General features: G+C 48.7%; 17 protein-coding genes and 2 tRNA genes. 8 read left to right on the forward strand and 11 right to left on the reverse strand.

Features of this window, described 5'->3' with window-relative positions; genetic code table 11:
• Positions 1 to 184: 184 nt before the first annotated feature.
• Positions 185 to 1,777, forward strand: coding sequence for a DUF697 domain-containing protein (locus tag NC980_RS24085; RefSeq protein ID WP_190375687.1), 1,593 nt, complete (start codon positions 185 to 187; stop codon positions 1,775 to 1,777).
• Here NC980_RS24085 and pheA read toward each other — a convergent pair.
• The gene (gene pheA, locus NC980_RS24090) at positions 1,774 to 2,616 is read right to left on the reverse strand and encodes a prephenate dehydratase (protein WP_190375688.1); all 843 of its coding nucleotides are present in this window, start codon (positions 2,614 to 2,616) and stop codon (positions 1,774 to 1,776) included. The two genes, NC980_RS24085 and pheA, sit on opposite strands and share 4 nt — an antisense overlap.
• A 169-nt stretch (positions 2,617 to 2,785) precedes the next feature.
• Here pheA and NC980_RS24095 point away from each other — a divergent pair, with 169 nt between their 5' ends.
• Positions 2,786 to 3,358, forward strand: a complete 573-nt coding sequence (locus NC980_RS24095) for a DUF1997 domain-containing protein (protein WP_190375689.1) — start codon at positions 2,786 to 2,788, stop codon at positions 3,356 to 3,358.
• On the opposite strand, the gene NC980_RS24100 is transcribed toward NC980_RS24095, so the two are convergent.
• From NC980_RS24100 to NC980_RS24120, 5 genes are all read right to left on the reverse strand, one after another.
• A complete protein-coding gene (locus NC980_RS24100) occupies positions 3,342 to 3,983 on the reverse strand; it encodes a ribonuclease HII (RefSeq protein WP_190375690.1) in 642 nt (213 codons plus the stop codon). The genes NC980_RS24095 and NC980_RS24100 overlap by 17 nt on opposite strands.
• Position 3,984: 1 nt before the next feature.
• Entirely contained in the window at positions 3,985 to 6,114 is a 2,130-nt protein-coding gene (locus NC980_RS24105) for an Rne/Rng family ribonuclease (protein WP_190375691.1), read from the reverse strand.
• Between the two features lie 420 nt (positions 6,115 to 6,534).
• Positions 6,535 to 9,096, reverse strand: coding sequence for a TIGR03960 family B12-binding radical SAM protein (locus tag NC980_RS24110; protein ID WP_190375692.1), 2,562 nt, complete (start codon positions 9,094 to 9,096; stop codon positions 6,535 to 6,537).
• A 92-nt stretch (positions 9,097 to 9,188) separates the two neighbouring features.
• On the reverse strand, positions 9,189 to 9,524 hold the full coding sequence (locus tag NC980_RS24115; protein WP_190375693.1) for an STAS domain-containing protein: 336 nt from the start codon (positions 9,522 to 9,524) through the stop codon (positions 9,189 to 9,191).
• A gap of 251 nt (positions 9,525 to 9,775) precedes the next feature.
• Positions 9,776 to 10,162, reverse strand: coding sequence for a hypothetical protein (locus NC980_RS24120; RefSeq protein ID WP_190375694.1), 387 nt, complete (start codon positions 10,160 to 10,162; stop codon positions 9,776 to 9,778).
• Between the two features lie 279 nt (positions 10,163 to 10,441).
• Between NC980_RS24120 and clpS the strand changes: the two genes are divergently transcribed.
• The 4 genes from clpS to NC980_RS24140 all read left to right on the forward strand — a co-directional run bounded on the left by clpS (position 10,442) and on the right by NC980_RS24140 (position 12,159).
• Positions 10,442 to 10,723, forward strand: coding sequence for an ATP-dependent Clp protease adapter ClpS (clpS, locus tag NC980_RS24125; protein WP_190375695.1), 282 nt, complete (start codon positions 10,442 to 10,444; stop codon positions 10,721 to 10,723).
• Positions 10,724 to 10,735: 12 nt separating this feature from the next.
• Positions 10,736 to 11,560, forward strand: coding sequence for a CPBP family intramembrane glutamic endopeptidase (locus tag NC980_RS24130; RefSeq protein ID WP_242026570.1), 825 nt, complete (start codon positions 10,736 to 10,738; stop codon positions 11,558 to 11,560).
• A 33-nt stretch (positions 11,561 to 11,593) separates the two neighbouring features.
• Positions 11,594 to 12,001, forward strand: a complete 408-nt coding sequence (locus NC980_RS24135; protein ID WP_190375696.1) for a hypothetical protein — start codon at positions 11,594 to 11,596, stop codon at positions 11,999 to 12,001.
• Positions 12,002 to 12,087: 86 nt separating this feature from the next.
• A tRNA-Val gene (locus tag NC980_RS24140) sits at positions 12,088 to 12,159 on the forward strand.
• A gap of 9 nt (positions 12,160 to 12,168) precedes the next feature.
• On the opposite strand, the gene NC980_RS24145 is transcribed toward NC980_RS24140, so the two are convergent.
• The 3 genes from NC980_RS24145 to NC980_RS24155 all read right to left on the reverse strand — a co-directional run bounded on the left by NC980_RS24145 (position 12,169) and on the right by NC980_RS24155 (position 14,460).
• Positions 12,169 to 12,816, reverse strand: coding sequence for a TMEM165/GDT1 family protein (locus NC980_RS24145; protein WP_190375697.1), 648 nt, complete (start codon positions 12,814 to 12,816; stop codon positions 12,169 to 12,171).
• A 257-nt stretch (positions 12,817 to 13,073) separates the two neighbouring features.
• A complete protein-coding gene (gene mazG, locus NC980_RS24150; protein ID WP_242026572.1) occupies positions 13,074 to 13,883 on the reverse strand; it encodes a nucleoside triphosphate pyrophosphohydrolase in 810 nt (269 codons plus the stop codon).
• Between the two features lie 28 nt (positions 13,884 to 13,911).
• Positions 13,912 to 14,460, reverse strand: coding sequence for a metal-binding protein (locus NC980_RS24155; RefSeq protein WP_190375698.1), 549 nt, complete (start codon positions 14,458 to 14,460; stop codon positions 13,912 to 13,914).
• A 78-nt stretch (positions 14,461 to 14,538) separates the two neighbouring features.
• Here NC980_RS24155 and NC980_RS24160 point away from each other — a divergent pair.
• A tRNA-Val gene (locus NC980_RS24160) sits at positions 14,539 to 14,611 on the forward strand.
• 30 nt (positions 14,612 to 14,641) lie between these two features.
• Here the strand turns inward: NC980_RS24160 and NC980_RS24165 are convergent.
• A complete protein-coding gene (locus NC980_RS24165) occupies positions 14,642 to 17,719 on the reverse strand; it encodes a PAS domain S-box protein (protein WP_190375699.1) in 3,078 nt (1,025 codons plus the stop codon).
• Between the two features lie 44 nt (positions 17,720 to 17,763).
• Positions 17,764 to 22,461, reverse strand: coding sequence for a PAS domain-containing protein (locus NC980_RS24170; RefSeq protein ID WP_190375700.1), 4,698 nt, complete (start codon positions 22,459 to 22,461; stop codon positions 17,764 to 17,766).
• A gap of 498 nt (positions 22,462 to 22,959) precedes the next feature.
• On the opposite strand from NC980_RS24170, the gene topA reads away from it, so the two are divergent.
• Positions 22,960 to 25,110 (forward strand): type I DNA topoisomerase, encoded by a 2,151-nt coding sequence (gene topA, locus NC980_RS24175; RefSeq protein ID WP_190375701.1) that lies wholly within the window; start codon positions 22,960 to 22,962, stop codon positions 25,108 to 25,110.
• Positions 25,111 to 25,281: the final 171 nt, after the last annotated feature.

Genomic DNA, 25,281 nt, shown 5'->3' on the forward strand with positions numbered 1-25,281 from the left:
TGAAGCGGCTCCGGTTGCACTCTCTGCTCCTGCAATCAACGGTTAGTCTCTAGCTGTTTAAGCGTGAAAAAGCCCTCCGAGATTCGGAGGGCTTTTTCACGCTTAAATGGATTTCTATTGGGGCAGGTCAATCGAGGAACTTTGGCTTATCCTGGAAATCAGTGATCTGCAAAATGTATTAAGAATGTCTATTTCGTGGCAGCGATCGTTAATTTTCGGCGGAATTGGCGCGACCCTCTCGCTCTGGATTCTAGAAAATTTGACGCATACTCTGGGAGACTGGCTTCCTGCGATCGTGATTGGAAGCGGAGTGGCTTGGGCAGCGCTGAAATTTCAAAAAGACGATACTCCAAAAATTCGAGTTGAGCCAGTCTCTCTGAATCGAGTGCAGAATGAATTAGCTCAGGCAAAGGGCTTATTGGACTTGCTGGCGATCGAGACTCAGGATTTAACGATCGATGGCAGCGCTCAGCAACTCTCAGATCTGCGATCGCAGATCCATCAGATCACTTCAGATTTAAATCGTGAAGAAATTCGCTTTGCGGTTATGGGCGGAAAATTCGTCGGTAAAACGATGCTTGTTAATCTGCTAGAGCATCGTTGGACGAGTGAAGTTTCACAAAAGCTTGTAATTCAAGACACGCCAGAATTATTTGCGGCTACCGATAGTGGGATTATTGCGGAAAGAGATGCTTGGAAGCTTGCACGATCGGCGGATGTCGTCTTATTCGTGACTAACGGCGATTTAACCTCAACTGAATTTCAAGCCATTCAACAAATTACTACCGTTGGCAAACGATTAATTCTTTTATTTAATAAACAAGATCAGTATCTGCCCGAAACGCAGCAAGTGATTCTGAATCATCTGCGCGATCGCGTGTCTGGGATGCTTGCACCTCAGGATGTGATTGCGATCGCGACGAATCCAAAATCTCTAAAAATTCGGCAGCATCAATCAGATGGCACCTTCAAAGAATGGCTAGAAAAGCCAGAGCCACAAATTTTGCCACTGCTCGATCGCTTGAATCAGATTCTCTCGCAGGAAGGGCAGCAGCTTGTTCTAACAAGCTCACTCAGCAACGTTACTGCAGTTCAGGCTGAGGCGAAATCGGCACTAAATCGGGTGCGACGCGATCAAGCCATGCCCCGGATTGCTCAAGCTCAGTGGGTTGTGGCAGGAACAACGTTTGCAAATCCTTTTCCAGCATTAGATCTACTTGCAACTGCGGCAATTAATGGGCAGATGGTGATGGATTTGAGCAATTTGTATCAGCGTAAATTTACGCTAGAGCAGGCAAGAACGGTTGCGACCACGATGGCGAGCGTGATGGTGAAATTAGGATTGGTTGAAGTTTCCACGCAAGCGATCGCCAGCATTCTTAAAACAAACGCCATTACTTTTGTTGCGGGTGGACTCATTCAAGGAGTAAGTGCGGCTTACTTAACTCGAATGGCTGGATTAACCCTAATTGAGTATTTTGAGGACGAGCCGACTGGAGAAATTAAGCAGGATGTGCTGCAACGAATCATGCAAAAGGTGTTTGAGCAAAATCGCCGCCTACCGTTTCTACAAATGTTTGTGAAGCAGGCAGTCGATCAGCTAGTGAAACCGACTATTGCATCTTCTCCCCAAATGCTGAAACCCCTTGATGGATTACCGGCTCCTCAAGAAGCACCATTAGAAATTGGGGCAAAGCTAGAAGAGGAGACAAAGCTTAAACCGCTTCAGCCTTTATCCATTCCTGAACCCGTAGCGGTTCTGAATCAGGAAGCTTAGCTTGAGGGCAAAACGCTATAGCTGCCAAAAACTTTCAGCGTTTCTGTGCAAGTTGTCAATTCATCGAGTGCAGCTTGAATGGCATCTTGGCGAGTATCAGCTTCTAAATCAACGAAGAATACATAATCTCCTAGCGATCGCTTCGTCGGACGCGATTCAATTCGGCTCAAATTAATTCCTCGCTCTGCAAAAATCTGGAGCGGTTTCATTAATACGCCAGGTTTGTTTGCACTTACACTAAAGGCGAGAGAAGTCCAGCTTCCACCGGGAGATTGATCAAGACTTAGAACCAAAAATCGGGTGCAATTTTCTGGATGATCATTAATTGGAGAGGCAAGAATCGGCAGGCTATAAAGCTGAGCAGCTCTTTGCGAGGAAATTGCGGCGATCGTCTGGTCTTCGCCTAAATGCTGTAATGCTTCGGTGGTTGAGTTCGCGGCAATGAGTTGAACATTGGGAAGATTGCGATCGAGCCAATTCTGACATTGGGCTAGAGCTTGGGGATGAGAGTAGACAGTTTGAATCTCATCTAGGCGCTCTGCGATCGAGAGGAGAGCATGATTGATGGGCAGCACGATCGCGTGTTGAATCTTGAGCGTATCGAGTCGCCAAAGGGCATCGAGCGTCATTGTCACGCTTCCTTCGATCGAATTTTCAACTGGAACGACTGCGAAATGCGCTTGCTCTTTTGCCACCGCTTCTAACGCCTGTGTAATGCTGGGATAGGGACAAAGAAACGCAGTTTCATTGCTTGTTTGAGTTAACCAGGTTAAATATTTCAGTGCAGCGGCTTCCGTATAGGTTCCGTGCGGCCCTAGATGCGCGATCGTCTGTGTCATCGCCTGTTTCCCAAATTCAAATTCATTTCTATATTCTGCTGAGTTTTGTAAAACCGTAATCTTTCGGCTAACTAAATAGGTTTATATTTCAAAAGATGAACATGGATTTCTGAAAAGGCTCTTAAAATTAGTTCATAATTAGAAAACTCCTTTGGATAACCATTCCCTGATGGATACTCGGTTCTCTGCTTCGCTCGGTGTCGAAATTGTTGTTCCAGACCAGCCTATTCATATTACAAATTATCTCCGGCGGCCCCAGCGAGTGGTGAATGCCTTAGCGGCATCGAGTCAGATTGAGCCACTGGATGAAGAAATCTATCGGCTGAAAATGCGTTCATTAAATTTTATGACGCTATCGATTCAACCTGTTGTTGATCTGCAAATTTGGGCAACTGAAACTGCGGCGATTAATTTACGATCAATTGCCTGCGAACTGCGCGGAATTGAGTACGACCAGTTTTTACTCAGCTTGCACGGGCAGCTTTCTCCTTATCAACAGCATGGCTTGACCTATTTAAAGGGACAAGCAGACTTAGCCGTTGAGGTTGAACTTCCACCGCCGTTTACCTTTATGCCTCGCCCCCTGCTGGAAACGGCTGGAAATAGTTTGCTGCTAAGCGTTTTGTCCACCATTAAGCAGCGCTTGCTCTACCAGTTGCTGGAAGACTACCGAAATTGGGTGGCGCTGCAAATGGAGACGAACACTCCAACTCATCCGATCTCAGCTAATCCTCTAAATTAAGCGCTAACTGCTGAATAGTTCGCTGAACTGGGGCATAAGTTCGACGATGATGCGGTGTGACTCCAAACTGGTCGAGTGCTTCTAAATGCTGCTTTGTTCCATAGCCTGCGTTGCGTTCCCAGCCGTATTGAGGAAACCGTTTTGCCAATTGCTGCATGAATCGATCGCGCCGCACTTTTGCAATGATCGAGGCGCAAGCAATCGCGTAACAGATAGCATCGCCATCGACGATCGCAGTGTGTGAACCAAGGTCAGCTTGCTTAATCGGACGACCATCAATTAACGCATGGTCGTAAGGTGCAATCCGAGAGAGCGCCCGTTGCATTGCAAGATAAGATGCCCGTAAAACATTGATTTGCTCAATTTCGTGAACCGTTGCGATTCCCACTCCAACACCGACTGCGCTTGCTTTAATCTGATCAAATAAGCGCGATCGGGCTGATGCAGAGAGCAGTTTAGAATCTCGAACTCCCTCCAGCATTTTGCACTGAGGTGGAATGAGAACGGCAGCCGCAACGATCGGCCCTGCAAGACAGCCTAACCCCGCTTCGTCTACACCTGCAACACGGAGCAGTCCTTGCTTCCACAAAGACTGCTCCGTTTCTAAGGTCGGATTCTGCGGCACGTTATTCTGTCACTGTTGCCGACGATCGCCGCCGTCTGCGTCTGATGGGGGCATCCTCTTCGGGTTCGGGTGCTGCTTCCGGTTCGGGCGCTTCAACTTCTGCCGCTTCAATCCCTACTGCCTCTACTGCAATCTCAGATGCGTCTTCTTGAATCGGTGCTTCTACAAGCTGATCCGCAGATTCCTTATCCTCTAGAATTTCCGTTGTAACGGCTTCCTCGGTTTGAACTGGGGCTTGAACCGCTTCAGGAGGAGGCGCTTCTCCGGGAAGTAGAACCGAAACGATCGCAGATTTCGGATTTTTGACCTCTCGACTTGACAGAATCAGGGGTGAAATTCCCATCCAGGCATAGACTTCCTGCTCGTCGGGAGTCATTTCGACATAGACAACTTCGGGCGGTTCAGCCGGGGTTTTGTTAAATCGATCGCGTCTCGAAGAACGATTGTTTCGCCGATCTTCGTAGCGATTTTCACGCGGCGCTTCTTCAGCAGGCGCATCAGCCACAGGTTCCGGCGTGTATTCGGTCGACCGTGGAACTAGCGTCGGAGCAGGTGGCGAAAACCCATTCGGGCGCGTGCCAGATTCTTCCCAACGGCTCGGCTTGGGTGGGGCTTCGCGCACTGGAGCCTCATTGCGTGTAAACTCACGCGGAGAGTCTTCACCAATTCGAGGACGACGGCGACGACTTCTTGCCGATCGACCCCGTTCTTGATAGCTCGGATGATGTAGAAGCTCTAGATCCGACTCACCCCCATCATTATCGAGATCGTCGCCTTCCCAAAAAGCCTCAGTTGCAGGCGGTGCAAGTTCTCGTCGGGGTTCAGTCCGTCCTGCAGGAGCGTATCGAGCAGCAGGGCGCTGTTCTAGGCTTTCACCTTCTTCAACCGCATCGACTTCTCCAGGAAGGTGAACGACGTGCCCTAAACCGCCACAAGTGGGACAAGGACGACCAAACAATTCATAAATGTTCTTTCCTTGCCGTTTCCGTGTCAGTTCGACGAGACCGAGTTCTGAGAGCTGAGAAATCTGCGGTTTCGCTTTGTCCGATCGTAGCGCTTTATTGAAGTGTTCTAAAACCTGCAATTGGTCACGTCGCGACTCCATATCGATGAAGTCTACGATGATCACGCCTGCGATATTTCTTAAGCGTAACTGCCGGGCAATTTCGGTTGCCGCTTCGCAGTTTGTCCAGAGTACGGTTTCTCTGGCGGTTGCCGATCGTGTAAACGAACCAGAGTTGACATCAATTACGGTTAGGGCTTCAGTCCGCTCAATGATGATATATCCGCCAGAGGGCAGATCCACTCTCGGCTTCAGCGCTTCTCGAATTGCGGCATTGACGCGGAAATAGTCGAGGATGGAAATGCGATCGCGATGATGGTCGATCAGAATGCCTTGAGGCGCTTTCCCGCCCCCCCAGTTTAATAACTGCTGTTTAACGCGCTTTAATCCAGTGTGAGAATCGACAACGATCCGGTTGACATCAGAACTATAGACATCCCGCAGAACTTTTTGAATAAAATCATCATCTCGGTTCAATAGGGCAGGCGCACGAGTGGAGCCTGCTTCTTGCAAAATGGCTTCCCACTGCCGCTGGAGCGTTTCCAAATCCTCCATAATGGCTTCTTCGGGCATTCCTTCGGCTTCGGTGCGAATAACGATTCCCATTCCGGCGGGCTTAATCAGAATCGCCAAGGCTCTGAGACGGTTACGTTCGTTCTCATTGCGAATCCGGCGGGATAAATTCACGCCACGACCATAAGGCATCAGAACCAGATAGCGCCCCGGCATCGAGATGTTTCCGGTCAGGCGTGGGCCTTTATTTCCGGTCGGCTCTTTCATTACCTGGACGAGAACCTTTTGCTGCGGAGCAAGCAGTTCGGTGATTGATCCAGCCGATCGCTTAAGTCGCAACGGCCCTAGATCCGAAACGTGAATAAATCCGTTTCGTTCAGAGTCACCGATATTTACAAATGCAGCATCAATTCCAGGTAAAACGTTCTCGACAATTCCTAGGTAAATGTCGCTCACCTGATGGCTTCCGGTGGCAACGATTAATTCTTGAATTTGATCTTCTGAAAATACAGCAGCGATTCGATGCTGCTCAGCAATTACAATTTGCTTTGGCATTCAATTTCCTCAAATCTGGGGGGCGATCGAAGCTTTGAAGTTTCGCTTCTCTCGCAACGAAAAAACAGGAGTGTGACCTCTCAAATCGCGTATCTAAAACACGATCAGTCCGAGCAGTGTTCAGCGTGAGTGGTTCTGAAAAACCGACGACCTCAAACCGATCCTCACTCTGACGATAGACAGTCAACGAGTGAACTTCGATCAAACAGGCAGCGACCGTAATTGTCCGCCGCATCTGGATGAAGAATAGCGAAAATCTGGCAAACAGGCTGAGTAAGACTCTAAGACCAACACCCGACAGCATCTACGGGGATTCTTAGCTCACTACAGCCTGTGATGCAAAGCATTATAACGTGCGGATCTGCATCTGTACCAATTTTGACGATTTGAATTTGAGGAGTGAAGTAAAAGAAAGTTTGATTACGCCAAAAAGAGCTGGGAGCGGTGGATGGTTAAAAGAGATAATTCTTGTCCAGCTACTTGTTCAAGAATCTTAATCATCTGCTCCGGCTTCAATAGCGTTCCATCATTCTGGCAACTGCCGATGTATTGCAACGTGGCTTTTTCCGCAGTCGATTCAAGCAATTGCAGGTTAAATAAGCGATCGCGCACGTCTAGCGGGTAGGTTTTTCCCGATTTTGTCGTTTGCTCTAGCCAAATCTCAGACTTTGCTAAGACCTGATCGACCCAGGCTTGCCAGTCTGCTTCCGTTTCGGCTGCCACTTCGAGCCGATATTCGGCTTTTTGCAGTAATACGGCTGCTGCGGGTTGCTGGGGATCGACTTCTTCAATCTCATAAATCGGAAGGTCTGCTGGAAGTTGTTCCGCAATCAACTTGCGGAACTCTTCTACGTCCATTGATCGCGTTAATTCAAAATCGACGATTTCACCAGAGCTACTCACTCCGAGCGGTAGGGCACTGGCGGGGACAATTCGGGGCGAGGGGTGAAATCCGCCTGTAAATGTAACCGGGATCGAAGCGCGACGGACTACACGATCGAACAATCGCATCATGTCCAGATGGCTCAGTAACGCCATTTCGCCTTGTTTGCCCATCCGAACCCGTAATCGTTGCGCTCGTGTTTGATTGGGCTGGAAGTGTCCCGAAAATTCAGGAATCTCAAGGGGCGGAATCACAATATTGTGTCCAAAATCGACTCCACAAACGCCGCAATGAGAACAGCCCTCAAACGAGCAATCGGGAACGATCGCAGCTTCCAGCGCTCTTTGTAGATCCTCTTTCAGCCACTTCTTATCAATTCCCGTATCTAGGTGATCCCAGGGCAGAGGGGCATCGAGCGAAATCGCCTCATTCGCTTCAAAAATATTCCATTCACCACTTTCGACTTGGCGATATTTCCAGCTTACGCCTGCTTCGTCGATCGCTTGTGTCCACGCGCCAAACGCTTTTTCCAGGCTCTCCCACCAAGAGTCCATGCCTGCACCCAGTTCCCAAGCGCGTTGTACCACTGGCGCGAGTCGGCGATCGCCTCTACCGACAAAATCTTCCATTGCCGAAATCCGGGTGTCGGTGAAATTGATTTTTACGCCTTTGATCGATCGAAAGGCATCTTTTAATAAGGCTTGTTTGCGCTTAAATTCAGCCGTTGAAACCGAATGCCATTGAAATGGAGTATGCGGCTTTGGCGTGAAGTTAGAAATGGTGACGTTGAAATCTAACCGTCTGCGCCCTTGCTTGATGCATTCTCGCCGCAGCCACCGAATCGTGTCCGCAATGCCTAAAACGTCTGCATCCGTTTCGCCGGGAAGCCCAATCATAAAGTACAGCTTGATTTTGTCCCAGCCTTGCTCAAAAGCCGTTTTCACGCCGCGCAGTAGCTCTTCATTGGTCAGCCCTTTGTTGATAATGTCGCGCATTCGTTGAGTTCCGGCTTCTGGCGCGAAGGTAATTCCCATTTGACGAGTGCCGCCGATGATGTTTGCAATATTTTCATCGAAGCGATCGACCCGTTGGCTCGGCAACGACAGCGAGATGTTTTCTCCTTTTAATCGATTCTTGATTTCGACTCCGACCGCGGGCAGCGCTAAATAATCGGAGCAACTGAGAGACAGCAGCGAGAATTCGTTATATCCGGTTGCTCTCATCCCTGTCTCGATCGCATCTACCACCTGCTCAGGTGCGACATCCCGCGCTGGACGAGTCAGCATTCCCGGCTGGCAGAATCGGCAACCTCTGGTACAACCGCGCCGAATTTCGATCGTTAAACGATCGTGGACGGTTTGCACATAGGGAACCAGCCCGATCGAATAGGCTGGAATCGGTGTGGCGACCCGTCGCAGAATTCGTTTCGGGACACCTGGACGATTCGGATGCACGGAACCATCTGGAGCCATTTCGTAAAATCGCGGCACGTAAACCCCAGGAATTTGAGCCAAATCCAGCAGCAGTGCCTCGCGGCTTAATCCTGCGTCTTTGCCTTCTTCGACCACTAACCCGATTTCCGGTAAAAGTTCTTCCCCATCGCCCAACGCCACAAAATCGAAGAAATCAGCGTAAGGTTCAGGGTTTGAAGTCGCCGTTTGTCCGCCTGCAAAAATTAGGGGATCAGTCTCCGATCGTGCCTTCCAAGTCAGGGGAATTCCTGCAAGGTCGAGCATTTCAAGAATGTTTGTCGCGCCGAGTTCGTAACTGAGGCTAAATCCAAGAATGTCGAAATTTGTTAATGGACGGCGCGATTCCACCGCAAACAAAGGCGTTTCCGTTTCGCGTAGTTTAGCGGCGAGGTCGGGAGCAGGAAGATAGGCTCGATCGCACAACTGACGCGGCTGAGTGTTTAGAATGCTGTAAAGAATAATATGACCGAGATTCGATGCCCCAACTTCATAAATCTCTGGGTAAGTCAGCACCCATCGCACCGTCGCCTCATCCCAGGGTTTGTGAACGGCTCCTAGCTCATTGCCAAGATATCGAGCCGGACGCAGAATATCTGTTGTCAAAAGAGCTTCTACTGCAACTGCCACAATTCACCTTGCCTTTGTTGAACGTCGGGTCGATTCCTTAGTATATCGACGATCGTTCGATGCCTGTCCAAAAGCAAGGCAATCAAGCCTATCTAGGCGGTTGTCTGTTCAAATGCAGCAACGTTCTCAAAGATCTCGAAGACGCGATCGAGCTGGGTGAGTTCAAACACAATTCGGACTGGCACGCTGACAGCACAGAGGCTGAACCGCTTCCGATTCTCTTGCGCCAGATTTAGCGCCGAAACCAATGCCATCAATCCGGCACTGTCGAGCGACTCTACCTGACTCATATCGATCAACAGAGCATTATTTTTCTCAGACAACACGGCTGTCTGGAGTTGCTGTCGCAATTCTGCGGCATTTGCAGCGTTAAGGGAGCCGCAGGGACGAATGATGGCAGCTTGGGAATGGACGAGCAAACTCTGCATAACTCTAATTACCCTTCGATCTCAAACACGATTTTCCTGTGAACGCTCTGACGATAACTGGACTCTCTTTACAACCGCCAGAAAAGCTTTGGAAATTTGCAGAAACTTTATTCGATCGCAATGATTGTTTAAGTTTCCCGGTAAAGGGTTATGTTAGTAAAGTGTAGAAATTTATACAAATTTATACCTTTTCTAAGTTAGATTGATCCTTTCACTACTCTAGAGAATAGCAATTTGTAGAAGCTAAAAAATTAGGATTCTTTCCCAAATAGCTCTGGGCGCGCCTGCCAGATGTCGTGAATAAATTGATGCAGATAACGATGAGAGAGCGGATTTTTACCTTTAACCTCTGCGCCAAGCCGAGCCAGTAAGGGCAATACTTCGACATCTAATGCTTCTTGAAATAAAGTGGCAGGACACATTAAATCAGAGCCATCCTGAAGGTTTTGCACGGTTAAGTGATCGTACTCTGTCCAACTAACGAACTCCGGAGCCGTGACTAGCGCGATCGGTCGTACCCAGCACAAATGTCTCGTCTTTACATACTGCACCACCTCAGCATACAGGCGCGAGTGGGCATGTTCGAGAAAAACGATTTGGTAAGGTTGAAAATTGAATTGCTGCAAACCATCAACCATAAGAGAAGATCTGATCGAGCTAGCTTCAATTCTAAAATTTTGATTCAATAATCCGCTACTCCAGTTCTGATCGATCGATTCGGGGTGATATGGCTAGAATAAAAGCGATGCACATCGTGAAGAATCGCTAAGCTAGAGACGATCGTGCACATTACTTTTCTACCCGAATGGCGTGTTGAACTGTTGTCTCAGTTCGCCCTTGAAATCATGACGCTCAGCTGGGTGGGAATCTTCTGTCCATTAACTTGACCCCTAATCGCTAACGGAGAGGATAGAACTGTGTCTGTTGAGACCATTGAAAAGCGTTCAACAACTCGAAAACTTGCGCCGCGCTACCGTGTTTTATTACATAACGACGATTACAACACGATGGAATATGTAGTACAGGCGTTGATGGAAACGGTTCCAAGCCTGACTCAGCCGCAAGCCGTCAATATCATGATGGAAACTCATAACAGTGGTGTGGGCTTGGTGATTACTTGCGCTCAGGAACACGCAGAGTTTTACAGCGAGACGCTGAAAATGAAAGGGTTGGATAGTACGATCGAGCCTGACGAATAACCCCAACGATGCTTGAAAATTAATTTTGCTGTTATTTCTCACCGCCCAACTCCGATTCGGATTGGGCTATTTTTGTTGATGCTGTTGGTGCTGTGGCTACCGCTGAAACTTCCGATCGAATGGGCGATCAGCGTGTTTTATGGCACAACCGACGCGGCTCGAAATCTCGCTTCAATTTTGACGCTTGTTGTTCTGTATCTAGAATTTATTGTTTTAGTCAAATTTTGGGGGCGGTTTGTCTATCGTGAGCCTTTGTTCAGAACTTACGGATTGAGACAGCCGCGCCAGAATTTCAGAAATCTTTTGCAGGGATTAGCGATCGGCTTTGGCAGCCTGTTTCTCCTGTTTGTGCTTGCAGGAATCTTGGGTTGGGTGCAGTGGCAAACTCCTTCGAGTACCTTCCTGCGAATCGCTCTGGAAGGTGGCGTGATGGCGATCGCGATCGGGTTTGCCGAAGAATTACTATTTCGGGGTTGGTTGTTGAGTGAACTCGATCGAGGATATTCTGCTAGCGTCTCGCTTTGCACGAGCAGCATCCTCTTTGCGCTGGTACATGGAATTCGCCCTCAATTTCCGGCGCTGCTGATTCTGGGACTGATTTTGGTGTGGGGGAAGCGAGCCACACAGGGACGGTTAGGATGGTCGATCGGGTTTCATGCAGGTTTAGTTTGGGGCTATTACCTGGTGAACGTGGGACAGTTGATTACCGTCTCGCATCGGGTTCCAGCCTGGGTAACGGGGATCGATCGCAATCCGTTAGCCGGAATCATGGGAATTTTGGCATTGGGTGCGATCGCGATTGGAGTGCGATCGGCAGCGTTGAAAGCAAGATTTTGATGAAGAATAAAAGAGGCAAGTTAGGTAAAAAGAATGGGACAGTACGATCGCTTGATCCTGATGGCAGAAGATGAACTGACGCAATACAGCACCGATGCCCGCAAAATCGAAAAGCTACGCCAAAAAATTGGTTTATCCGTGTCGGCAGCAGAGCAAAAACAGGTTAAAGAGCAACTTCTAGCGGACATACCAACCGATCCAATCAACAAACTGATTGAGGAGCAGCGTCAGACCGTTGCCCTTCCGTTCTGGGGAATTGCGGGATTGGGCTTGCTGCTCGGAATTTCGATGTCACAACCGCTCGATTTTATTGCCACGATCGCGGGAGGTGCGATCGCGTTTCAAGTTCAGAAAATCGGCTGGAGACTGCAAGCAAAACGCCTTGTTCTAAAGACGCTGGAAGATATCGAAGAACGAGTTCGGAAGCCCGATTCGGTCTAATTTTCGCTGAGAACTTCAAATCGATTGGAGTTCTCAGATTTAAAGACTAGACAATTTCTCAGCAGTTTGATATTGTATTTAATCACGGGCGATTAACTCAGTGGTAGAGTGCATCCTTGACAGGGATGAAGCCACAAGTTCGAATCTTGTATCGCCCATTTTGCGTTTTACAGGCCCTCGAGCCAAGTCACGAGTGCGAACACGAAGAACAGAATTCCACCGACGAGCGTTACGGTGCGCTCTGAAATGTGCGAAGCGATCAAACGACCTCCAAAAACCGCGATCGCACAGCAAATTGCGTGACCCAAAATTGATCCAATCGTAACGCCGATCGCATTATTCGACGCGGCAAGCACCATTGTGTTGATCTGAGTCCGATCACCCCATTCTGCAATAAATGTCAAGGTAAACGCCTCTAGCGTGATAGCAAACGGCGTTTTTTTGCGAAGATTGGCTTCAGCTTGCGAAACCGCTTCTAGGGCTTCTCGCTCAGCCTCAGAAGCACAGTCTACGCTGGCAACTAACGACTTCTCACGGCACTCAACACGCATTTTGCTGGCATCGTAGAGCATCTTAAAGCCGAACCCGACAAACAGAACGATCGTGCCCCAATAAATGAATTGCTTGGGTAGAAGTGCGGCGAAATTACCCAAGAGCACCGAGAGCAGCGTCATTGCCGCCAACGCTAGAACTGCTCCGGCAAACACATATCGGCGGGAATGACGCATCGCTAAACACATCGCGATGAAAAACGTCTTATCACCCAGTTCCGAAACGGTAATGAGCAACAAACCTGCTGTAAATGCCGTTAACATAAGCTCCTCTCAGATCGTGCGTAGTGATGAACTGAGTGAGCTTGATGCGAGGAAAAAACGACTCCACCAAGCTCACAGCAGTCTGTGAACTTCGTGAAAGTCTCGCTTACAAAGGTACTGAGGATTCAGTGTCGCTTTGTCGCTTGAACCAGGCTCGTCGCCAGTATGTTGATTCAAGCGGGCTGAATAAATCAGCAGCTACTCCCCTTCAAACTTCAATGATTGTACCTGAGAAAGAAGTAGATTTTACATTTGTTTTACGATCGCTCCTGAGCAAGTTTTGCTTTCGCCTGTTGCCAAAACCGCTCTAGCTCTTCAAGCGAATACTCGGAAAGGGGTCGATCGACCACGTTTTCCATCTGAACTAAGCGCTGGATGAAGCGATCGTTTGTGCCCTGAAGCGCTTCATCCGGATCAAGGTCTGCCCATCTTGCCAGATTGATGATCGTAAATAGTAAATCCCCAAGTTCTGCTTGCTGGTTCGCTTTACTTTCGTGCTGAAGCGCGTGCTGGAATTCGGCTAATTCTTCGTGAAACTTGTCCCAAACGCCGTCGATCGAGTCCCATTCAAATCCAGCTTTCGCAGCTTTTTGGGAAATTTTCATTCCTGCCATCAAAGGAGGCAGCGATCGGGCGTATTTTCTCAGCTTGTCGCTTAATGTTGGCTCTTCGTGGCTTTCTGTGGCTTTGATCTTTTCCCAATTCTGATGCACTTCGTCGATGCTTTGAACTTCGAGGTTATCAAAGACGTGGGGATGACGACGAATCAGTTTTGCGGTGATGTTTTTGGTGACGGTTGTGAGATCAAATTGCTGCTGATCTTTTGCCACCTGCGCTTGAAGAACCACTTGCAGCAACAGATCACCAAGTTCGTCTGCGATCGCAGCTTCGTCCGCGCTCCGGAGCGCATCCACTACTTCATAAGCTTCTTCAATCACGTAGGGAATTAAGCTCTGTGGAGTTTGCGCCAAATCCCAAGGACAGCCTTTTACTGGATCTCGCAGTTGGGCAACGACTTCGATTAACTGTTGCAGCGCTTCTAGCGTTTCAGACATTGAAGAATTCATAAGACATCCCGGATTTTCACTCAATACTTTAGCGCTTTCGTCGCTTGTTCCATCGTTTGATCGTAGACCCAATCCAATCGCTCAAACTGTGACTCATGGCACCGAGTTCTAAGCCGATCGTCAAGGCTAGACACTCGATCGATGCCCGCTGGATGAACTGAATCGCTTGTCCGAAAGTGGCTATCACTGACGATTGTGCAGTTGTTTGCCAATCAACGGTGTTGCCGAGAAGCTGTTGAGCGATCGCGCCGCTGACGATTGCTACGATCGCAAATAAAGCAATCCAAATGCCGAGGTAAAAAATTCGTCCGATCGTGCCGATGATTGCGCCGTGGGAGAAAATCGATCGGTGCTTTAAATTCCGACGATAAGGAAGCCAAATCCACCGCAAAACGCCCCAGCGCTTGTACTGCTGCGAGTAGATATCTAAATCGGGTCCAAACATTAATCCAGCAAATAAAAAACCACCTGAAACGAGCAGGGTGAGATTGCCACTCTGAGTCAGTCCGAACGTTGTCGCGGCGACGATCGGTAAAGTCCAGAGGGTGATGCTGTCATGGGTACGACCAGAGGGCATTAGGTAGAGTTAAAAAAGAAATCTAGATCAAATCGTAATCAATTCTGAATTATCTGGTATATTAATTAAACGGTCATCGGGCGATTAGCTCAGTTGGTAGAGCGCCTCCCTTACAAGGAGGATGTCGGGGGTTCGAGCCCCTCATCGCCCATATAAAATCAATTCAAATCAACCAACGGCATCAAGCATCATCTGGCAGTACTTGTGCAATTGCCTCTACTAATTGCTCTGGCTCAACCGGCTTGACTAGATGGAGCTGAAATCCGGCAGCTAACACTTGTTGCTGATTGATCTCACCCGCGTAAGCAGTTAATGCAATTGCTGGAATTTGTTTACCTTCGGGGAGCTGTGATCGGATCTGGCTAATCAAGGTATAGCCATCCATTTGCGGCATACCGATATCTGAAACCAAGACATCCGGCTGCGCTTGCTCAAACTGTTGAAGCGCATTAGCGGCAGAGACCGCAGGAATGACGATCGCGCCTGCTGTCTCCAGTATGAATTGACTAAGTTCTAGAGTATCAGCCTCATCATCGACAACCAACACCCGAAGTCCTGCTAAAGCCGGAGCAGCTTGCGGGGCTGTCTTTGTCTCAGTTAGGGGAGACGCTTCAGGCAGCAGAGGAAGCTGAACAGTAAAGGTTGCGCCTTGATCTTCTCCCAGGCTTTCTGCTTTGACACTTCCTCCATGCAGTTCAACAATATGTCGGACGATCGCAAGCCCTAACCCCAACCCCCCGAAGGTTCTCGTAGTACTGCTATCTGCTTGGCGAAATGTGTCAAAAACATAGGGTAAGAACTCAGGTTTGATGCCTTTACCTGTATCCCTGACTTGAATTTGAGCCTGTGAACCAATCTTGGTTAATTGGATTTCGACTTGCCCTCCTGTTGGCGTAAACTTGAGTGCATTCGATAGTAAGTTCCAGACCACTTGCTGTAAGCGACCTGCATCTCCTAACACGGAACCCATATTCGCTTCAAATTCGGCTTGGATCTGAATGTTCTTTGATTCAGCAGCTAGACGAACAGTTTCGATCGCAGCCTCAATAGTTGATGCCAAGTTCACAGGGTAGGGGTTCAAGCTAAACTTACCCTGCAAAATGCGAGCGATATCTAGTAAATCTTCAATCAGTTGGACTTGTAGCTGGGCATTTCGTTCGATCGTGGCAAGCGCAGTTGCAGTTCTTTCTGCATCGAGTGTTCCTTTCTGCAACAATCTTGCCCAACCTAGGATTGGGTTCATTGGAGTGCGAAGTTCGTGTGAGAGAACGGCTAGGAATTCATCTTTCATTCGGTTCGCTGCTTCAGCTTGGAGTTGCGCCTGCTGAGCTTCTAGATATAAGTAGGCATTGTCTAGAGCAAGCGCTGCGCGTCGAGCCAATTCCTCAGCAAGCGACAAGTCAGCCAGACTGTAAGAATGACCAGATTCTGCCGAGATAAACGAAATTACTCCTAAAGTTCTTCCACGAACAATCAACGGCACTATCATGACGGATTTTAACCCTAGTGCCCGTAGAATCTGTAAATGTTCAGCATCACGTGCCCCAGCAATAAGCTGCTCCTCGGAAATCTCTGGATAGTACTCCGGTTGTCCAGTACGAAGCACCTGTGCTATCCCATGAGGAGCATTTAGATCGGGTGGATAGCGACGATGAAGCTCTATGCCCCACTCTACCTTAGCTGAATCAATGTGAGCAGTTGCAAGCCGCTCTAGGGAACCTCCGGCATTGAGAATATCAACGGCACACCAATCTGCCAGTGTTGGAACAACTAACTGAGCGACGCTGCTTAGCGTAGACTGATACTCTAACGAAGAGTTCAGCACTGTCCCTGCTTCTGCTATAAACTGTGCACGGCGTTCGGCACTCTCAGCCGCTAAACGAGCAGACTGCTCACAGCGCAATAAGTATTCGCGTTCAGCTTCAACTTGTTTGCGCTCAGAAATATCTCGAATGATACTCAAAATCACAGCTTCAGTTTCAGTGACTGTACTTTGAGCACTGACCTCAACCGGAAAGGAGCTACCATCCTGACGACGGTGGACTGTTTCAAACAAAATCCCACGTTGGTATGCTTGGCTAAACTGGGCGTTGAGCGACGAGTAAGTTTCGGGCGATCGTAGATCAGAGATAGTTCGGGATAATAGTTCTGCACGGCTATAGCCGTAGGCATTGACTGCGGCTTGGTTGGCTTCTAGAATTTGCCCATCTCTCCGGATATATAGCACAATGTCACGGCTATGTTCAGAGAGTAACTGATACCGTTTTAATGCTTTCTCTGTCTGTTTGCGCTCAGTAATATCCAAAAGCGAAACAATCACTCGTTCATAGGATTCTGAAGGAGGCGGAAAGGTGATACTAAACCAGACCTGCAACTGTTGACCCTGTAAGGTTTGCAATACGGTTTCTGTAGCAAATTGGGTTCTCCCTGTAGCAATCGCCAATAGTTCCTCAATAAACGCTTCACGGGTTTCGGGGGTGAAGATTTGGGGCAATGAGTGCAATAACTCTGCTTTTGTTTGAGCACCAAATAGAAGTAGAGATGCTTGATTGACATCGCGCAGGCGCACCATCTCAACTGCTCGTTGCACAAATTCAGGATGTTCAGTGAAGTACTGTCGAAAATCTTGAACTCCTGATGTTTTGAGTTGGTCGATCGCTGCTTTTACCTCCGAGAAATCTTCTTCCCAAATTGAAACGCCCACTGCTTCAAAAATATAGCGATAACGCTGTTCTTGAGCAATCAGTGCCGTTTCCATCTGTTTACGATCCGTGATGTCAAGCGCAGTGCCGAAGAAATTAACCGTGCGTCGAGACCCACCTTCTCCCTCAAACTGGGCTTGTCCGTTTGCTAACACCCACCGTTCGGTGCCGTCCTTCCAAACAAGCCGATACTCAATCTCGTAGGTTCCTGACGATTGAGGATCAATCGCAGCATTCACCGCAGCCGCGACTCGTTCTCGATCGTCGGGGTGTATGCGCTCTAATACTTTTGGTAATGGGATCAAGACGGTATCCTCTGGCTCACCCCAGATTTCCCGCATTCGCTGATCTATCTCGACACAATTGGTATCCAGACAGAGTCGCCAGCCGCCAAGCCGACCAACCTGAATCGCAAGCCGTGCCCACTCTTCCCTTTCTCGCAACGCTTGTTCTTGCTGCCTGTACTGTTTCTCGCGTTGTTCCAATTCTTGAACCCGTTGGCGTAACTGGGCCAACTCATCAAGCAATTCTTCTTTTGTTGTTTCCCGATCTACCATGTGAATGAGCCTGAAAAATAGGAACTGGATAGGAACGACGGAGTTTAGGTGCGAACTAATTCTAAAATTGCCTGTAATAATGCTTCTGGCTCAACAGGTTTAGGCAAATGACATTGAAATCCTGCTGCTCGTGCTTGCTGCTGATCGGCTTCACTCGCATAGGCAGTTAAAGCAATGGCTGAAGTTGGACGATCGCCCTGTTCTGCCTCTAAGGCTCGGATATACCGCAACAACAGATACCCATCCATTTCGGGCATTCCAATATCAGCAAGGAGAACATCCGGTTTTGTTTGACGGAAACACTCAAGCGCTGCTTGAGCGGAAGATACAGCAACAACAGAAGCCCCTGCCTCCTCTAGAATGAAGGTTGCTAGCTCCAAGTTATCAATCTCATCATCCACGACAAGAACCTGAATTTCCTGTAAAGCTAGTTCATTGTTTGCTAAAGTCTTCTCCTGTTCAGGAAGCGCTGGTATAGATAGAAGCGGTAGTCTGACCGTGAAGGTTGCGCCTTGTCCCTCTCCAGAACTTTCTGCCTGAATTGTCCCGCCGTGTAATTCAACAATTTGACGTGCGATCGCCAATCCCAATCCCAATCCCCCAAACGTTCTAGTACTACTGCTATCAGCTTGACGAAAATAGTCAAACACGTAAGGGAGGAAGTCAGGCTGAATGCCTTTACCTGTATCTTTCACTTGGATCTGAGCTTGGGCATGGACAATGGTTAATCGAACTTCGATTTGACCTTGCTCTGGCGTAAATTTCACCGCATTGGAAAGTAAATTCCACAGGACTTGCTGTAAACGACCTGCATCGCCTAGAACGTTAGCAACTTCTGTACCGATATCCGTTTGAATTTGAATATCTTTTGCTTCAGCAGCTAAACGAACGGTTTGAAGCGCAGCATCGATCGTTGCAGCAAGGTTCACTGGACAGGGGTTAACACTGAGCTTGCCTTGCAGAATGCGGGAAATATCGAGCAGATCTTCAATCAGTTGAACCTGAAGCTTCGCATTGCGCTCGATCGTGGCTAAGGCAGTTGCGGCTCGCTGGGGGTCTAGCTTGCCTTGTCGGAGAATTCTCGCCCAACCCAAAATCGGATTCATGGGAGTTCGCAATTCATGAGACAGCACCGCCAGAAATTCGTCTTTGGTTCGGTTTGCGGCTTCTGCTTGGGATCTCGCTCGTTGTTCTGCTTCATAAAGCTGGGCACGAGCGATCGCTTGAGCACACTGTTGCACGAGCGAAAGCATGAACGCTCGATCCTCTAGTCGAAGCTGAGGTTGGTGCGTAAAAGTGATAGCAATGCCTCCGATAGATCGCCCTTCAACGATGAGCGGCAGAGAAATCCAGACCGGATAACTTGCTTGAGCATATTGTTCTGCTAAATGCGGATAGCGAGCGATGCGTTCTTCCAGTGGTTCTTCCCACATGGGTTGCCCGGTGCGGACAGCATCGGTTAAAGGTGTCCTTAGTGCCAGTGAAAAGCGTCTCCATTCGGAAGGAATCTCTGCTTTCTCGCCCAATGAGTGAATAATCTCCAACTCATTACCCTGCGGCGTAATCAGCGCGACTAAAACTGAGGCGGCATTGACCACTCCAACGGTTTGTTGAGCAATGACTTCTGCCACTTGAACTGGAGTTAGTGATTCTGAGAGAGCAGCCGTCACGGATTGAAGCCGAGCGGTGCGATCGGCATTTCGTTCCGCTCGCTGACGGGCTTGTTCTGCCTGTTGATACAGCCTTGCATTGGCGATTCCCAGCGCTGCTCGATCTGCCAAATCCTGAAACAGATTTAAATCATCTTGGGTGTGAGGAGCAGCAGGAGAATGACGGGTGAGGCTCAACACCCCGATAGTTCCTCCTTGTACCTTTAAAGGTACCAGCAAAACACTGCAAACCTGAAAGCGCTCTAGGTAAAGGCGATACTCTGGTTGAATCGCAGCACTCAATTCTTCCTGCGAAGTCACAGCCATTAACAAAGGTTCTCCTGTTCGCGCCACTCGTCCTCCAATTCCTTCGGTGATGCGGCGCGGATATTGCTCTAGTAATTCTCCAACAAACGATCGAACCTCCAAATCAGGATGATAAAACGAGGCGTGTTCAAGGAATTGCCCATCATCGGCAAGCAGATTTAGAACGCAGACATCCTGAGTGAATTCACTGACCAGCCGAGTCACCGTGTCCAAAACAGCTTGCAAGTCCAAATTTGCTTCTGCAAAGGTTTGGGAAGCTTGAGCAAGAAACCGTTGGGTTTGCTCTATTCGCTTCCAATTATCAATATCGGTGCAGGAGCCAAACCATTTCACAATTTCACCGGTTTCATCCAACATCGGATATGCCCGTGATAGATGCCAGCGATAGATGCCATCCGCTCGTTTGATTCGCTGCTCGGCTTGAAAAACCTCCTTGTTGGTCACGGCTTTGATCCAGGCTTGGATAAAGCGATCGTGATCATCCGGATGACGAAAGCTGCCATTCGCATTTTGGCTTTCTTCTAAGGTCAAGCCTGTGTACTCAAACCACCGCTGATTGTAGTATTCGGTAAAACCATTCGCTTGAGCAACCCAGACCATCTGTGGAATCGCTTCTGCCATAAACCGGAGACGGCTCTCGCTGGCTTCTGCGCTGGCTCGCGCTTCTTGTTCTGCTTGATAAAGCTGCGATCGCCGAATCGCTTGAGCACATTGGCGAGCTAATGCGAGCATAAATGCCCGATCCTCTTCGCAAATGGGATGTGCCTCCGTAAATCCAATTCCCAGCACACCGAGCACCTGATCCTCAGCGATGAGTGGAATTGCCGCGATCGCGCCTGATGAAATCTTGTTCTGCAAAGCCGCAACTTGAGGATACGTGGTAGTTGCTTCAGCGATAGATTGCAGGAAAACAGGAGTTCGAGTGTGAATCACATGAGCAAGCGGTACAGCTGCCGTGACAGGGAATCGTCGCCATTCTGACAAAGCATCAGGAGAATATCCAATTGATCGAATTAGTTCCAGTTCTTTTTGATCGGTGCTGAGCAGCATGACCAAGCCGCGACAAGCTCCCAGCGCAGCTAATGCTTGTTTAACAATCACAGTTGCCACATCACAGGGAGTCAATGCTTCAGAAAGAGCGGCGGTAACACTTTGCAGACGAACTGTGCGCTCTGCCGATCGAGCTGCTGCGATTTCAGCTTGCTTGCGTTCATTCTCACCGCAAATGCGTTCCGCTTCGCGGTGCTTCGCATCGCTAATATCCGTTGTGACCCCGACCATTCGGATTGCTTGACCCGCGTGGTTGAAATAAACTCGCCCCTGGCTGCTCAACCAGCGAACGGTTTGATCAGGACTCAGCACTCGGTATTCATGAAAGTAATCTTCTTTTCCAGCGATCGCTTGCGCTAATGCTTGAATTAAGCTGTCTTGATCGTCTGGGTGAACATTGCGGAAAAAGTCTTCTGCCGTCCCTGCTTGCACTCCCCAAACTTCAAGGGCGTTTGGAGAGCAAACCACCTGATGGGTTTGCAAATCCATATCCCAAGCAACCATCCCTGCAGAAGTCAGAGCAAGCTGAAGGCTTTCCTCGGCTTGTTTCAGCTTCAATTCAGCTTGTTTGCTATCCGTAATATCGTGCGAGATTCCTAGAACTTGATGCGGTGCGCCAGCTTGAGTGCGAGAAAAGACCTGATCACGGCTCCACAACCAGCGCCATTCTCCATTTGCATGACGCATTCGGTATTCCCGTTCAATCACATCTTCATCTTGTGCCTGATTGAAGCGTTCCAGATGAGCAGGCAACGTTGCAAGATCATCGGGGTGCATCAGCAATGGAAACAATTGATTGTCCATTGCCTGAACCTGCTCGATCGTGTATCCCAAAATTTCACCGACTTGGCGATTGGCATAGACATTGCGCTGCTCAATCAGGTCGTAGATATAGAGAACTCCGGGTATCGCGTCGGCAACTTGCTGAATAAAACGCTGGCTTTCTTTGAGTTGTTCCTCAATCTGCTTCCGTTCGCGAATATCCTGAAAGACAACCACACTTGTTGGGGGTCGATCGTACATCGCAGGCAATGTATCTGCGTAGACTAGGAGCGGAAAAACGCCAACGGGAGTGTGCCAGTTGATTTCAGTTCCAGCGATTTTCTCACCCTGTGCAGCTCGAATAGCTGGCATCTGCTCAGGTGGGAGAAAATCCCCTAATTCATCAGTGCAATGATAGACTGCTCCGACCTCCTCGGCAATATTCACGCCTGCGATTGCATTTGCTGCCTGATTCGAGGAAGTGACTCGCATGTGTTGTGGATCAACCATTATCAGCGGAGTCGGCAGCAAATTGAGCACTGCTTCTAGCCACTTCCGTTCATTGATTTGAGCATCTGACTGTTGCTGTTGCGATCGAAGTTTCTCAACAGTTTGCTGAAGTTCAACAATCTGTTTTTGTAGCTGTGTATTTCTTTCCTGTAGTGCAAATATGTGCTCTGCAAGTAACTTGTCAGAATCTGGCTCAACGTCTCGCGTTGCCAGTATGGGTAGGCAACTTGCTTTGCTGTTACGATGACTTACTGAATTGCTCTCAGCGCAAGGATAATACGAGTAGCGCGCACAATGTTCTACCAATTCAGAACGAGAAATGCCTAATTCTCCTGCCTGCTGCTGCAATAGTTGCCAAGCAGTTCTCGTTAGAGATAGCTTGACTGCGTGTTTTTGTTCTCCGTCCCAAGCCTGAATAAATTTGCCTGTCTTATCACGCTTCATTGGGATGCTACCGTATGCCCATATGGATGCTTTATTAAATCTGATTAACCCTAACACTGCCTATCCCCCTCAGGGCAGATACAGCGGTAAGCATAACTCACGCGAAATCACAGAAGGCGGTTACCCTTTAAAGCGATGTGAACCAGAAACGGTTGGCAAATCACGAAGTCTGATAGTAGGAATTAATGCACAGTGACTTTTTATTTGTCGTGGAGACACATTAGCGTCGTTCAAGAAACAGAGCTAGACCTGGCTTACTTTTCTGCCTAATGCCAACTTGGCAATCCTGGTGATCTAAGGCTAGGTTGTTGAACGAACATGTTCTGAAATCCTTTAATAGAGAGGATTTGCTCAGCGACATGAATTTGTCTTGATGTCATCTAATTTGGCACTGTACAGCTTGAATCACAATTCATTCACTGAGGGAGTGGAAGTGCGATACAGTATAGTAGTGCATTTGTCCTGATACAATCGCAGTGATTCCATTTCTCTTAAGTCATGCCCACAAAACTCCTTATTGTCGAAAGTCCTGGCAAGGTCAAAAAGTTGAGCCAGATTTTAGGCTCAGACTGGATCATCAGAGCGAGTATGGGTCATGTGCGGGAATTAGCAAACGATGGAATCGATTCACTCGGTTTTGACTTTGGAGATCGCACCGTTCGCTGTCGCTTTATTCCACGAGGAAGCCGGGGCAAAGAAACGATCGATCAACTTAAAGCCACCGCTCGACAAGTTAAAACCGTAGTGTTGGCAACTGACGACGATCGCGAAGGGGAAACGATCGCATGGCATCTCCAACAAGCTTTGAACCTGAAGCAACCACAGCGCGTGGCGTACAGTGAAATTACTCCGGCTGCTGTCAAACGAGCAATCTCTAATCCGAGAACGATTAATCAAGATCTCGTCGATGCCGGACTTTGCCGCAGCGTCCTCGATAAGCTGGTGGGGTATAAAGGCTCACCGTTGCTGTGGAAGTTGCAGAACGGGGCAAAGTCGATGGGACGAGTACAAAGTGCCACCCTTCACATCATTTGTGAACGGGAACGTCAAATTCAAGCCTTTGTACCGCAAGATTACTGGAATGTGTTTGTGGATTACGCGGAGGGATTTCGTGCCTTTTATCGGGGCACAGAGGGAACCGGAGAAGCGGAAACGCCACAACCGGATGACACGACAACGGCACAAGATCGTCCGGCTCCAGAATCCGAGCGAGTGTTGTCCCAAGCTGAAGCCGATCGCCTCGTTCAACAAGCCCAAGCATTTCCGCATCGAGTGGTATCGATCGAGGGCAAAGTAGTCAATCGCACTCCGCCACCGCCGTTTGTCACCTCGACGCTGCAACAGGCAGCCGGATCACGGCTCAAATTTAGCCCTGAAAAAACAATGCAGGTGGCACAATCGCTGTATGAAGCGGGGCACATTACCTATATGCGAACCGATAGCATCGAACTCAGTCCAGAGTATCGATCGGCAGCGCGACAATGGTTAACCGATCATGATCCGGACAACCTGCCCAAGAAGCAGACTAGCCATCGCCAACCGAAAGGCGCTCAAGAAGCACACGAGGCGATCCGTCCAACTGACATCAATCGGGCTTCGGCTCAATTGAAAGTGGAATTGTCGAGTGACGAATTTGCGCTATATGTCTTAATTTGGAAGCGATCGCTTGGATCCCAATGCCAACCAGCGCGAGTGCGTCAAACCCGCATCCTTACCCAATCCGGCACGATTTTTTGGCAAGCGAAAGGACAAGTCATCGAATTTGCAGGCTATAGCAAATATTGGAATAACTTGAGTGCAGATGTAGAGTTACCGATCGTTCAAGTCAATCAGTCTTTGATGCTAAAGCAGGCGGCACACGAGCAGAAACAGACCCAGCCGCCGCCCCGCTACAGCGAACCGAAACTGGTTCAAGTGATGGAGCGGCAAGGCATTGGACGACCTAGCACCTATGCTCCGACGATTCATACGCTGAAGGATCGGCAGTACGTGGAAGTTCTCAAAGGGGTATTGCAACCGACAGCATTAGGGTTAGAAGTCGATCTCTTTCTAGCCGATGCCCTGCCCGATCTGCTACAAGCCCAATTCACCGCGCAGATGGAACGATCGCTCGATGAGATCGCAGAAGGTAAACAAAACTGGCAATATTACCTCACCCACTGGAATGAAACCTACTTTGAGCCTGCATTACTCAAAGCGCAACGAGCCATTCCTCAACATCTCAGCACCACACCCGCCCCTCGTCCCGAAAAACAACTCCAGCGATCAAGAACAGGCTGTCCCCAGTGTCAAAAGCCGCTTGCAAAAGTTCCAAGTGCAAAAGTTAAAAAGAAATATTTCTTGAAGTGCCTTGAAGGATGCGAGAATGCTGTGCTGTTTTGGTCAGACTACACAAAACGGTGGGAAGCACCGCAAGCAAAATCACCTCAAGCCGAGCCAATTAAGCCAGCGTTAACCAATTTCCCGTGTCCCGCCTGCCAACAACCGCTAGAGCAATATTCCTACCAAAAAGATGAACAGTCCAAAGTGTTATTGCGCTGCTCGAATCCTAAATCCCGCAACGATTCTAAGCATAAGAATGTAGTGTATTTTCAAACTGAGAAGGGATGGTGGAGTCCAAAACTTGGCGACTTGAAACCTTCCAAATAGATGAAGCTTAAATCATCGGGGAAGTATTTTTCTCCGTCTAATCTTGGTACTTAACCTGACCTGAGTTCGGGTTAAGCCGGGAGCAGCAGATTGTGGTCGAGCGCAATGGACGGTTTCTTCGGTTGATGGCAGTAGGCAATCAAGCCGCCGAGAATGTTGACAAAGCAATTG

This window comes from Leptolyngbya sp. AS-A5, from assembly GCF_039962495.1.
Taxonomy (GTDB): domain Bacteria; phylum Cyanobacteriota; class Cyanobacteriia; order Leptolyngbyales; family Leptolyngbyaceae; genus Leptolyngbya.